This is a genomic window from Streptomyces sp. NBC_00457 (assembly GCF_036014015.1).
Classification (GTDB): Bacteria; Actinomycetota; Actinomycetes; order Streptomycetales; family Streptomycetaceae; genus Streptomyces.
Window position 1 is genome coordinate 10,709,917 of record NZ_CP107905.1, and the last position, 12,493, is coordinate 10,722,409.

A 12,493-nucleotide genomic window follows, 5' to 3' on the forward strand; every position below is an offset into this window, starting at 1 on the left:
CTGCCGGTTGTGAGCCCCCTGGAGGCTCCACCCGCATCGTGCCTCCGGGGGTGTGGCCTCGGCTCGTCCGCGTCGCCCCCGTGGCGGATGAGCCGGGGCCACCACGGGGGATGGCGGGCACGCGCGGTTCTACGGGTGCGCGCCGCGCCGCGTCCCCAAGGCCCAAGCGCTCGCCCTCGAACTAAGCGGCCCTCTCCCGTCCCTTCGCCCCGAGGGGCGGGAGACCCGCGCGAGGCCCCACAAGCCCCCGGCCGGGGCGCCTCGTAGCTCCGCCCGCCCCGGCCGGGTTTGAAGATCCACTGTGACCGAGGAGGAGACCCATGCAGACCGAGCGAGACCACTTCACCGACCCACCCCCGCGCCGCCTGGGGGCGCTGGGCATCATCCGTAATCCCGCCGGTGCGGTACTTATGACCGAGAAGGCGAAAGCCGACCTCAGGGGCGAGGAGCGCACGCCCTGGTTCCACCCGGGCGGCTGTGTGGAGGAGAACGAGGCCATCCGCGACGGCCTCGTTCGCAACGTCCGCACCAAGCTGGGCATCAACCTCCAGCCCGGCCGCCTGCTGGGCGTGCACCACATGCCCGACGAGCAGCACGAGACGCATCTGTCGAAGGAGGGGGTGAACTTCCTCTTCGACTGCGGGGTCCTCGACGTAGACGCGCCGTTCATGTTCGGCGGCGGCAGCATCAAGGGCGTGCGGTGGATGCTCCCGGATGAGCTGGAGGAGCACCTGACACCGTTCACGGCGGCGCGTACGCACGCGGCGCTGCGGGCGCTGGCCGGCGGCGACGTAGAAGTGCTCACCGGGCATCCCGTGTAGCGCTGGCTTGCCGGTGCTGATGACCCCTGCCGCGTTCGCCGCGGCGGGGTGCTCCCCGCACCAACACCCCCGACAGCCTGTGCCTCGCCGCCCAAGGCCCAAGCGCTCGCCTTGGGCAGAACAGACACCCGGCGCGGGGAGAGCGGTTCCGACTGCTTCCCCACGGCAGGTCACTCACCTCGCACCGGGCCCTGTGCACTCGACCCACTACCCCAACTACCTCTCTGGACAGGACTTCAGTGACCCCGACCCGCTTCACCGTTCTTGACGACACCCGCGGCCACCCTGACCTGGCCGATCAGATCTCCGCGATTCTTCACCGGGTGGCGCCAACGGTGAAGGAGATAACCGACCTCCCTCTCCCCTCGGAGGGGGTCCGTTTCCGTCTGCTGACGCCGAAGGCGTGGCGGGAGGAGTACCGGCAGAACCTGCACCGCGTCCTCGCCCGCGACATCGCCGACCTGGACCTGTCGCCGAAACAGATCGATGCCGCCCGCACCGGGCTCAAGATCACGGGTTTCGTCCCGGCTCTGGTCTGGCCCATGGTGCTCGCCAGTACCCAGAAGGCCGCCGACGGCCAGTGCGGACGGTCATCGCCCCGAGGGCCCTGCATCACGGCGGCGCACTGGCCGACGAGCGCGTGCTCCTTCAGGTCGTCGCGCATGAACTGGTCCACCACCTCCAGGACGAAGCCCGCAGCGGCACGGTCTGGAAGAGCTTCTTCCCGCAGCAGCGGGAGATCCTTGCACCGCCGCGCAGTGTCTCAACTGTCCTGGAGGGGCACGCCACTTGGGTCGACCGGCAAGTCACCACGCGGCTTTTCGGCACGCCGGCCGATCACCGGCAAGCACGGAAGTCCTGGCGCTACCGCCTGCACAGCTCGTTCCCCGGCATCGGCCGCCTCGGCCCCAGCCGTGAAGGCTACGAGCAGGGGGCCCAGCTCATCGGCCACGCCATGGCGGCGCACGGCGTCGGCTTCGTCAACCGGATCTGGAAGGACCTGTCGCTCCTGCCCACAGCAGACGAGATCGCCGACCCCGAGGCATGGACCCTCCGCATCCATCCCCAGCCGTGACGAAGGGAAGACGACATGCACGAGCTCGTTGCGACACCGTTCGGAGAGCGGCGCCTCATCCTGCGACCGGGTAGTACCAAAGCCGTGCAGCTCCCGTATGCCAAGTTCGATGAGCTGCTCGCCCTGGCGTCGGTGCCCAGTACCGTGCCCCGGTGGCTTGTTGACGCCGTACGCGCGCAGTGGCAGATGGACTTGGCGGGCCGAAGGCTCGGCGAGGTCGTCCTGATGCGGGAGGCGTGCCTGTTCGAGTTCAGCCGGGCGACGTGGGAGATCAACCTGGGCTGTGACCTCGACTGCGTGATGTGCTACCTCGGCAGGAAGCGTTTCGAGGGCCTGGACATGGAGGGCAAGCGGAAGCTGCTGGCCGTCATGCGGGACGCGGGCGTGATCTGGCTCCAGATCACCGGCGGGGAACCGCTCATCGACCCGGACTTCCCCGAGTCGTATCGACTCGCGTACGAGCTGGGTATGCAGCTGGAGGTCCTGTCGAACGGTTCCCGGCTGCACAAGGACCACGTCCTGAACCTGTTGTGCACGTATCCGCCGGCCAAGCTGACGCTGAGCGTGTACGGCGCGACGGCCACGACCTATGACGCGGTGACACGCAGGCGCGGCGCATTCGGCCGCTTCCGGGCCGGCTTGCACAAGGCCGTCGACGCTGGTCTGAACATCGACCTGAGCCTGATCATCGTGCAGGGCAACGTGCACGAGCTCGACACGATGAGGGCCTGGGCGAAGCAGCTCGGCGTGCCGTATCGCGAGTACGCGAACATCTCGCCGACGATCCACGGAACCGCGGAGCCGCTGCCGTCGCAGTCACCCCAGTACCTCACCAACCGGGCCCCGTTCACCGGATGCCCGGCAGGCGTGACGTTCTTCCATGCCGACCCGTTCGGGCGGGCCTCGATCTGCAAGGTCGGCCGCGAACCGAACATCGACCTGATCGCCGAAGGCGTGGAGGGTCTGACCCGGCTCGGCGAGATAGCCGAGTCCCTGATGCTTCGCACCGGAGGATGCAGCGGCTGCACGCTGTCCGGCACGTGCCGGGTGTGCAGGCCGATGGCGAAGGTCTTCCAGGAGGCGAAGGCACCACTGAAGCACTACTGCCAACACGGAACGAGGTAGAGATGACCGCCGTCATGATCGAACTGATACGCAGGCCGGAGCCCGTCGTCGAGGACCCCGACGCGATCGTTCTCGTCGAGGACGTTGAAGCGCTGACCGTAGGCACCGTCCCGGGCTGCGGCGAAGACAACCCGTACAACTGACCCACTGTGTCGGGGCCGTGCTCACGCACGGCCCCGACCAGACCTCTTGGAGGATTGATGCCCACCCCGCGTCTGACCGAGCTACCGGACGCCGTGCTGCGGCTGATCGAAAAGGCCAGCGGTCCCATTGCCGGCGTCGAGACCGTGAGCACGGGTCGCAACAGCGCCATCGCCGCTCGCGTGCGCACGGCGGATCGCACGCTGTTCGTCAAAGGTCTCCCGCTCGATCACCCGTGGGTCTGGACGCAGAAGCGGGAAGCGGACGTCGGCCCGTACGTGAGGGACATCGCGCCTGAGCTCCACTGGCATGTGGAAGAGGACGGGTGGAGTGTCCTCGGCTTCGAACACATCGAGGGCGGACACGCCGACTTCACGCCCGGCTCCCCCGACCTGCCGGCGGTCATGGCCACCATGGCGAGGCTGGCCGACGTACCCGCCCCGGACGTCGACCTGAAGACCATGCCGCACCGGCTCAGGACCTACGTCGACGACCCCGCAGATCTGTCCTGGTTCACCGGAAACCGCCTGCTCCACAGCGAGTGGAACCCGCACAACGTCCTCATGACGGACCGCGGAGCCCTGTTCGTCGACTGGGGGTGGGCGTCGACCGGCGCGGCATGGATCGACCCCGCCTTGTGGCTGCTGTGGCTCATCGCCCATGGCCACACCCCCGGCCAGGCCGAGAGTGAGGCCGCCGCGCACTCAGCATGGCAGGACGCCCCGCCTGCCGGCCTTGACGCGCTCGCTCGCGTCCAGCGCCGACTGTGGGACTCGATCGCCGGCGAGAGCACAGACAACTGGGCCAAGCCGATGCAGCACGCGGCACAGGCCTGGGCCGAGCACCGGACCGCCAAGCCCTGACCGCCGTGGTTCATCGACGCGGCCAGCCACTGAGCACCCCCGAGCCCCCGCCCCTGGCGTCCAGAGGCGCGGACTTCCCGGCAAGACGGCCGCGCGGCCGGGGGCGGGCCCTTTTGCCGTCCTGACAGCACCAGGCGGCGAGTGCCACCGTAGGAGCGACCGAGACGAGGAGACCCATGCAGGCCATAGCGTCGGACGATCAGGTCACCCCCTGGGGCGTCAGCCGTATGAAGCCGTTCCCTCCCGCTGAAGTCCTGCCCGCGGCCCGCGCGGTCATCGACCCCGAGACGCAGACCGCCGCGTGGGTGGACCCCGACGGCACTCTGGTGCCGACGCTGGACAAGCACAAGCGGTCGGAGACGTCGAAGGAGACAACGACGAAGACCAGCATGGACGGCAACTCGGACCAGGGCAGCGACCAGCAGGGAGACTCCGACTGATGGCCACGGGTGGGCCGCCCGTCCTCGTCGTCACCCGCCTGGACGACGCAACAGCCGACGAGGTGATCACCGAACTCAACCGGCGCAGCGTGCCCGTGGTACGCCTGGACCCCGGAGACTTCCCCACGACGGTCACCGCGGCAGCAGTGTTCGACAGCAACGGGCCCGGCGGCACCCTGACCACTGAGACGCGCAGTCTCGACCTGGACAGCGTGCGCTCGGTGTACTGGCGGCGGCCCACCCCCTACACCGCCGACCTCGCCATGAGTGAGCAGACCGCCCGCTGGGCCGTGCAGGAGGCCCGCTATGGGCTCGGCGGCATCCTCGCCGCCCTCCCCGGCGCCCACTACCTGAATCACCCCTGGCGCAACCGGGACGCGGAGTACAAGCCGGCGCAGTTGGCGACGGCTGCCCGCTGCGGGCTGACCGTGCCTCCCACCCTGATCACCAACGACCCCGACCAGGCCCGCGCGTTCGCGGCCGAGCACGGGCCGGTCCTGTACAAGCCGCTGCGGGAAACCGACTACGACGACGGTGACGGCCGGGCGCTGACGGTGTGGATCGACGACGTCACCCCCGCCCAGATCGACGACCGGATACGGCACACCGCGCACCTCTTCCAGCAACGTGTGGCCAAGACCGCCGACATCCGCCTCACCGCCGTCGGCGAGCACCTGTTCGCCGTCCGGATCGACGGCTCGCCCGGTGTCGACTGGCGACGCCACTACGACCAGCTCACCTACACCCCCATCACCGTCCCGCCCGAGGTCGCCAAAGGGGTACGCGCTTACCTCGACGCCTTCGGCCTGGTCTTCGGCGCATTCGACTTCGGCCTCGACGCCCATGGCCGGTGGCACTGGTACGAGTGCAACCCCAACGGCCAATGGGCATGGTTCCCCGACCACATCACCGCACCGATCACCGTCGCCCTCGCCGATCAGCTTCAGCACGGAGGCCACACATGACCGACGACCCGGCCCAGCTCCGCCGCACCCTCGCCGCAGCCATCCCTGTCGAAGACTCCGCATGGCGTGATGCTCTCGAAGCGGTCCCACGCGAACTCTTCCTCGACGACACGGTGTTCCGCCCGTCCGGCACCCAGTGGGAGCCCGTACACCGCCATACGACCGGCGACGACGAATGGCTTCGCCTCGTCTACCAAGACACCACGTGGGTCACCCAGATCGACGGCACCGCCGCCGCGGACGCCCCCGGACCGCTGGCCGGCCGCCCCACCTCGTCCAGCACCCTGCCCTCACTGATCGTGCGCATGCTCGACCTCGCGCGCATCCGCGAGGATGACAAGGTGCTGGAGATCGGTACCGGCACCGGCTACTCCACCGCCATCCTCTGTCACCGCGTCGGCGACAAGAACGTGTACTCCATCGAATACGACCCGCACCTTGCCGCTGCCGCAGCCGACCACATCCACGCCGCCGGATACTCCCCGACGCTCATCACCGGCGACGGACTCGCCGGGCACCAGGACGCCGCTGACTACGACGCAATCGTTGCGACCTGCGCCGTCCGGCACATCCCTCCCGCCTGGCTGTACCAGGTACGCGACGGCGGAACCATCACCACCACCATCAGCGGGTGGATGCTCGCCTCCGGCCTCATCCGCCTCACCGTCCACGACGACGGCACCGCCACCGGCCACTTCGCCGGGGACCAGATCGGCTACATGCTCGCCCGCCCCCACGAACGCCCGCCACGCCCCACCTACTACCAGCACCCAGGCAACACCCGCCCCGCCCGCCTGGACCCCGGCCTTCTCGACGACTGGACCGGACAGTTCCTTGCTCAGCTCGCCGCGCCCTCCGCCGAACTCATGACCACCGGCGACGGCGTGATCCTCGTAGACGTCGCCACCGGCTCACAGGCATGGACCGAACCCGCCGGAAACGGGTGGCAGGTGCACCAGCACGGCCCCCTGCACCTGTGGGACGCCGTAGAGGACGCCCTCACCATCTGGCAGGCTGCCGGAGCACCCCCACAGTCCGAGTTCGGTATGACCGTGGGGGCCGACGGCACGCAACGTGTCTGGCTTGGGGAGCCCGACGGACCCGCTTGGTGCCTGCCGGTCTGACCAAACCGTAGGTGCGGAACCGGGCCCAGGCGGGGACGATCGACGAGTATTTCGAGGCCAAGCGACCGCTGCTGTTGCCGCTGCCGGAGGAGCCCGTTCGGGACCGGGTGGGTGTTTACGCCGCTCGTCGACCAGCTACGGCCAGATCGGGGGACGTCTCCCGCGTCCGCAAGTAGCTCAAACATGGGATTGGCCAGCGGTTGTTGCAACTTTGGTCGCGGCCCCCACCCCTGCATCATCCCTTGGTCGGGCGCCGTGCGACCGCCGACCGATATCGGGGCGTGTCAGGCCCTTTTTAGCGTGGGTCGTCGTTATCTAGTGCTGTCAAGTGTCTCTACAGGTCAACGTCTTGGAGAGGCGTAAGGCAAGTTAGGCATGTGGCTCTGCCCACGAGAACTAACAGCACTCGCGAGATGGAGGCGCCGAGCGCACCTGCCGCGACGAGCCCGTCGTGGTCCAGCGCCCCGAACCGGGGCACGAGGCACCGGCCGTCGAAGTCAGCGGACACGGAGTCGATATGTGACGCACGAAATGAAGGGCCCGCGTTGACGAGGCCCTCCATCATGGTGCCGATCGATCAGATGTACCGGTCGTCGGGTGTCGAACTTCGGCCGGGCACTTCCTGGGACACTCGGGTGCGACTACGAGGAGATGCCGGTGGCGGACCTGGAAAGTTTGATAGCGCAAGTCCGGAACCCGGACACGCGGCCGCTCGCAGAGGAAGCATGGCGCTGCTACAACTCCGGCGCCATCCGCGCAAGCATCGCCGCAACCTGGACGGCGGTCACGGCGGACATCATCACCAAACTCATCCAACTCGCCGACAACGGCGATGCCGGGGCAATCGCATTCCGCACCGAAATTATGAGTGCACGGGAAAAGGGCATCACGCCCGACGGCGTGCGCGCGATGCAAAACATCGAAGCCAGCTTGCTGACCCAGGCAGTTGACTTCGAGCTGATCGACTCGATCGGCCAGCGAGAACTCGAACGCATCCGCGAAGACCGCAACCTCTGCGTACACCCGTCACTACGCAGCTTCAGCGAGGTCTACGAGCCTCGCCCCGAAGTCGCCCGCGGACACCTCGCGGTCGCGCTGGCAACGCTGCTGACCCATCCCGCTACCCAGGGCGGGAAGATCTTGGACGCGTTTCTCGACTACACCTGCGACCCCTCGTTCGTACCGGTGGTGTCCCACATCCAGACCAACTTCTTCGACCGCGTACGCAAAGCTGCCCGCAGCAACATCGCCAAGCTCGCCGCGAAGCACGCCCTACGCGAACTCGATCCCAATGGACGTTTGGCGGCCATCGAGTACGCCAACAGGTCCGCCCTCGTGCTGTTCGCGTTCGCGCAACGCGACAGAGAGCTTGTCCGTTCCGCCATAGCTGGACAGCGTGAAAACTTCCAGACACTCGACGGCGAGACACAGCTTCGCGCACTCATCCGCCTCTGTGACCAGGATTTTTTCTGGGAAATGGTGGACGAACCACTCCGTGAGCGGCTTCAAGGTTTGCTGACCAGGAGCATTACTTCTGCCACCTGGGAACCTCTTCGCGCCGACATCGCAGCAAGCCTGGCGGTCGTCAGCAGCAGCTACGCGAGGGAACGAATTCCCGCGCTCGAACAACGCTTTGCTGACCTTCCCGAGCTGCATCGGATGAACGTGGTGGCAACGCGTCCCCACCCGTACTTCGTCCCCGCAGTGCTGAGGTTCATCGAGGTAGCCGGAAGCTGGCGTACCGGGGAGCAAGCTGGTCAACTCCTTGTCCAGCACGGCGTCTTCCTCGGCATCGACGATCTCCGGGCAGCGTTGACGACGTGGGCGGGCAACCACGAGTGCCGCACCGCCGCCCAGATGCCCGACCTTGCCGTGGCGCTCTTCCGTAACACGGCGCATCTGGGCTTGGCGCAGCCCGCGGAGTTTGTCTCCTTCCTCTCTAAGGTTCAGTCCATGGCCGAGGAGGGAGATAGCTTCTACCGGTACCCGGCGCTGGAGGCGGTCTTGCGCGCTGGTGGCCACATTCGGTGACACGCCTCCCGCGGACCTTCCGCGGCCGCGTCCCCAACGGCTTCCGGGACAACATCGAGCTCCGGGATGAACCGGAAGCTACGGCGGGCGTTGGGGCGATCGCCCGGCCTACGCCGCAGAGGGCGCGACAGCACGGCAGTATGGCGGCCATGGATGCGGGAATGGCGGCTGTCGCGGCCTCGGTGGTCACGGGCGTGGTGTCGCTGGCGGCAATCGGGGGCGGGCTGCTGACGTCCCGAATGAACACGAAAGCTATGCGGCAGCAGGCACTCGACCAGTCGGTGGCGGAACACGCTCACTGGCTGCGGGACAGACGGGCCGACGCCTGCCTCCGCTTCCTCCAGCAGGCCACCAAGACCCTCCTGAAGCTCGACGAGGTCGAAACGAGGGTGGACGCCGTCCGGGCGGACAGGGATGCGAGCACCCGCGTGCGCCACGACCTGCACGACAGCACCCGAGATGTGCTGTACCGCGGGATGACCGAGGATATGGCCGCCCTGGACAACACGGTCGCGCACATCCGGCTGATGGTGCCTGCCCTCGTGCCGGCCGCCACCGACTTCCAGAAGACCGTCCAGACGTACGTCCGGGCGATGTACGACGACATGACGCACAGGCTGGTGCCCGAGTCCGTGCCCCAGTACGAGCCCCTCGACATGGAGGGTTGGAACCACTTGAAGGACGAGTCCGGCGACCAGCTCCAGCGCTTCACCGACGCGGCGAACGCCGTTCTTGCCGAACTCCCCCGGCCGGCCGTCCGCCAGCATGACCTGTAGCTGTGGCACCGGGCTCGGCGGGAGCCCTGTACCCGCATCGGTGCCATGTTCCGCAACCGCGTGACCCAACTAGTCATATTAATACGGTCGTTCGAGCCTGACGGTTCACTCGGAATCTGGCATTCCTGTGTGAGATAGGCGACTCCTTCAAAGGGAACTGGCACTCCGTTCCGGACGTACGCCCAGGGGGCGTTGCAGGTAAGAGTGCCGTGATCGCGCGAAGTTGAGGATGCGTGCCCCGTGCAGCCGTCCGTCGCGGCACGCGGTGCCTCGCTCGCCTTGCGGCGAGGGGAAGTTGACGGCCCCACGGATTCCGCACCGTGCGGGTACGCTGCTCTGCAATCAGTCACCCCAGGGGTCCGCGAACACTCGTGCCTCCCGCGGAGTCCACGAAGGATGTGGACCCAACCACCGGACCTACGAAATCCGTAGGTCCCACGGAATGGGGTGATAGATCCCGATGGCCGACAAGAACGAGAAGCCAGAGGGGCACTGCCGCTGCTGCAGCAAGCGGATTCCGCCGCACCGACGGGCGGTCCGCTGGCTGGGGCCGGTCGTCTTCACGGTCTACAAGATCGTGCGGGACTACGGGCCGATGTAACGCGAAGAGCCCCGACCTAATGGTCGGGGCCGCGCTGCAGACGGAGTGCTGAGGGAGGGCCTCACTTGGATGCTTGGCCGGCGTCGGGTGGGGCCTTCCGTATTTCCGAATGCGGTTACCGCCGCGTACGCAAGCCAGAGGCCGCCTTTGTGGCGACGATCACACTCGGGTACGGCGATGCCCCCATCTTGCCTTGCGTTGTTGTGGTTGTGCATCGTGTAGCCACATGTTGATCTGCGTAGTTTGATCTTGCTTATCCGGTAACAGCCCAGGTTGGCACCCCTTTTTTACCCTTTGAGTGACGCACATCACACACTCTAGAGGGTGAGGGAAGGCACACCCGAGCGGTTAACTTTGGGTTGATTTGCCGGATGTTCACCCAGTGAAGTGGGCGGAATCCGTTGCCCCGCAAATGCGCGGGGGCACTGTACCCGCGCCCACTGACAGTCGATGGTCGCCGAGCCGTGGTTTCGTCCAGATGGACGGTGTGCTCACTGACCGTACGCTGCGGCACTGACAGCCTTCCCTGCCCGCGCTGTTGGTCACCCTTCGCGGAACGGCACGAAGTGGACAGGATCTTGGGTCCCTACGGGTGGGAGCCTATTCAACTTTCGTGAGAGCAGGCATGGCGGCAGTTGGCCCCCGGCGGTGGCCGGGCGACGGCGGAGACGAGTTCAGCACGTGGGCACAGACCACCCCACGGGGCGTTGCGCCCGCCCCGGCGGGCGCTCGGGCTGTCCTGGACCGTGTTCCACCGGGGCGAGCAGTCCCCTTGCCCGGACTCGAACTGGGGTCTCCCGCGTATGAATCTGTTCAAAGATCAATCCCAAGGAAGGGTTTGAGATTCACACACTTGGTGTTGCTCTTCCTGACTGAGCTACAAGGGGTTTGGCCCTCCCCCGCCCGGCGGGGATACGCAGGAGATTTGCGAACCGCGCGGGGGAGGGTGTCTAGCCTCGAAGTTTCGTGACGGTCCGCCGACGGAGTCGGTGGGCCGTTTTGTGCCGTGGGCTGAGGCTGTGCAGGCCGAAGACCCGAGTGTCGCCTTGGGATGGCGCCGGATTCCACTGCTCCGGGTGTTGAGGTGCTGTCGAAGGGACGGGGAATCTGCTGGTCAGCCAGGGTCGGGCAGTTGGGTGAGCCGATCGAGGGCTGCGGTGATGTGATCGGTCCAGGGCCAGTGCCGGGCCAGGCGGAGGATTCGCCGACGGCCGGTGGTCACGAGCTGTCCCGCTGCGGTGAACAGGCGGAGCCGTAGTCGGCGGGGCTCCCAGAGTCTGGTTTTGCCGGTCAGGGCGAGCATCGGCATCCAGGCCAGCAGGTCGAGAGCGATCTGCACGATCTCCAGCCATATCCGGTTCTGGGCCGTGCGGTGCAGGGGCAGGTTGCGCAGGCCGGTGGTTCGGGCGGCGCGGATGCGGTCCTCGGCCCGGGCCCGCAGCCGGTGACGGAGCTCGGGCTCGGCGATCGGTCGGCCCGAGGTGTTGGTGGCGAAACAGGTCAGCCGCATGCCGTCCGCATCCGTGAGCCGCAACTGGGCCCCGGGGTGCGGTCGTTCCTTCCTGACGATCAGCCGCATGCCCTTGGGCCAGCCGTCCAGAACGTCGCCGGTGAGTTCAGCGACCCAGGCGCCGTCGCGGATCTCGCCGTCCGTCTCGACGGCCGCCGTCCAGGCCGATGCCGGAACCTTCAGCACCTGCTGGTGGACCTGCTCGGTGATCACCATGCCGACCGAGTAGGACAGCCACCGTCCCCGCTGAGCGAGCCAGGCGACGAAGTCGTGAGTACCGCCCGCGGAGTCGGTGCGGATCAGGGTCCGGCGTCCGCGCCGGTACTTCTTCGGCAGCTGGGCCAGGGCCAGTTGGGCGGCGGTGATGTGGTCGGTGGCCGTGTTCGATCCCGCGTTGCCCGGTCTGAGCAGGGCCGCGACCGGTTCACCCGTGCCGCCGCTTCCGTGGTCGACGAACCCCATCAGCGGGTGGTGGCCGTAGGTTCGCTTCCACGTGGGTGCGGCGTCCTCCTTGTCCGAGTGCGCGATCACCAGCACCCCGTCGAGGTCCACGGTCACCGTCCCGCCCGCATCAGGCGCTTCCCTGTCGGCCAACCGCCAGACGTGCTGGCGGACTTCAGCCCGCGCGGCACGGATGGCCCGCAGGGCTTTCTCTCCGGAGGCTGCGAGGGTGTCGATGAGGCGGGAGACCGTCGGGTCGGAGGCCACCGGCCCGAACACGGCCGGCTCGGCCCGCAGCATGGCGACATCCGCGAGGCAGTCCCCGCCCAGCGCGACCGCCAGGGCCATGTCCAGCAGGATCTTGCCCGGGTCGTGCACCGCCCGAGCCTTCCGCCACGGCGTCAGCACCGCTGATATCGCGGTGTCCAAACCGGCCTTGCGGACGGTCTCGACCAGCAGCACGCCCCGGCCTGCGAGACCACCGCCCGGCCGCCGCCCTCGATGCGGACGTGCGGGTACGACCCGATACGCTTCTTCACCTGGAGAGTGCTTCTTTCCGTGCAGCCAACAGGACCCTAGA

Annotated in this window: 11 protein-coding genes, 1 tRNA gene and 1 pseudogene; 11 read left to right on the forward strand and 2 right to left on the reverse strand. The window is 67.6% G+C overall.

Going from position 1 to position 12,493, the window contains the following annotated elements:
• Window positions 1-320: 320 nt before the first annotated feature.
• The 11 genes from OG828_RS48910 (at window position 321) to OG828_RS48960 (ending at window position 9,962) form a co-directional block, all read left to right on the forward strand.
• Window positions 321-821 (forward strand): NUDIX hydrolase, encoded by a 501-nt coding sequence (locus OG828_RS48910; protein ID WP_328499667.1) that lies wholly within the window; start codon window positions 321-323, stop codon window positions 819-821.
• A gap of 580 nt (window positions 822-1,401) precedes the next feature.
• Window positions 1,402-1,896: a zinc-dependent metalloprotease gene (locus OG828_RS48915; protein ID WP_328499666.1), complete on the forward strand. Its 495-nt coding sequence runs from the start codon at window positions 1,402-1,404 to the stop codon at window positions 1,894-1,896.
• A 15-nt stretch (window positions 1,897-1,911) separates the two neighbouring features.
• Window positions 1,912-3,021 carry a radical SAM protein gene (locus tag OG828_RS48920; RefSeq protein WP_328499665.1) on the forward strand — a complete coding sequence of 370 codons (1,110 nt, stop codon included), beginning with the start codon at window positions 1,912-1,914 and terminating at the stop codon, window positions 3,019-3,021.
• A gap of 2 nt (window positions 3,022-3,023) precedes the next feature.
• Window positions 3,024-3,164 (forward strand): hypothetical protein, encoded by a 141-nt coding sequence (locus OG828_RS48925; protein WP_328499664.1) that lies wholly within the window; start codon window positions 3,024-3,026, stop codon window positions 3,162-3,164.
• 57 nt (window positions 3,165-3,221) lie between these two features.
• Window positions 3,222-4,025, forward strand: a complete 804-nt coding sequence (locus OG828_RS48930) for an aminoglycoside phosphotransferase (protein WP_328499663.1) — start codon at window positions 3,222-3,224, stop codon at window positions 4,023-4,025.
• 176 nt (window positions 4,026-4,201) lie between these two features.
• Window positions 4,202-4,465: a putative ATP-grasp-modified RiPP gene (tgmA, locus tag OG828_RS48935; protein ID WP_328499662.1), complete on the forward strand. Its 264-nt coding sequence runs from the start codon at window positions 4,202-4,204 to the stop codon at window positions 4,463-4,465.
• Window positions 4,465-5,430 (forward strand): ATP-grasp ribosomal peptide maturase, encoded by a 966-nt coding sequence (gene tgmB, locus OG828_RS48940; protein ID WP_328499661.1) that lies wholly within the window; start codon window positions 4,465-4,467, stop codon window positions 5,428-5,430. Before tgmA ends, tgmB begins: the two co-directional genes overlap by 1 nt.
• Window positions 5,427-6,554 (forward strand): ATP-grasp peptide maturase system methyltransferase, encoded by a 1,128-nt coding sequence (tgmC, locus tag OG828_RS48945; RefSeq protein ID WP_328499660.1) that lies wholly within the window; start codon window positions 5,427-5,429, stop codon window positions 6,552-6,554. Before tgmB ends, tgmC begins: the two co-directional genes overlap by 4 nt.
• Before the next feature lie 651 nt (window positions 6,555-7,205).
• The gene (locus OG828_RS48950; protein WP_328504770.1) at window positions 7,206-8,585 is read left to right on the forward strand and encodes a hypothetical protein; all 1,380 of its coding nucleotides are present in this window, start codon (window positions 7,206-7,208) and stop codon (window positions 8,583-8,585) included.
• 161 nt (window positions 8,586-8,746) lie between these two features.
• Window positions 8,747-9,361: a hypothetical protein gene (locus tag OG828_RS48955; RefSeq protein WP_328499659.1), complete on the forward strand. Its 615-nt coding sequence runs from the start codon at window positions 8,747-8,749 to the stop codon at window positions 9,359-9,361.
• A 460-nt stretch (window positions 9,362-9,821) separates the two neighbouring features.
• Complete coding sequence (locus OG828_RS48960) at window positions 9,822-9,962, forward strand: hypothetical protein (RefSeq protein WP_328499658.1); 141 nt, start codon at window positions 9,822-9,824, stop codon at window positions 9,960-9,962.
• 767 nt (window positions 9,963-10,729) lie between these two features.
• On the opposite strand, the gene OG828_RS48965 is transcribed toward OG828_RS48960, so the two are convergent.
• A tRNA-OTHER gene (locus OG828_RS48965) sits at window positions 10,730-10,849 on the reverse strand.
• 227 nt (window positions 10,850-11,076) lie between these two features.
• Window positions 11,077-12,452 (reverse strand): annotated as a pseudogene (locus OG828_RS48970) (IS1380 family transposase).
• Between the last annotated feature and the right edge of the window lie 41 nt (window positions 12,453-12,493).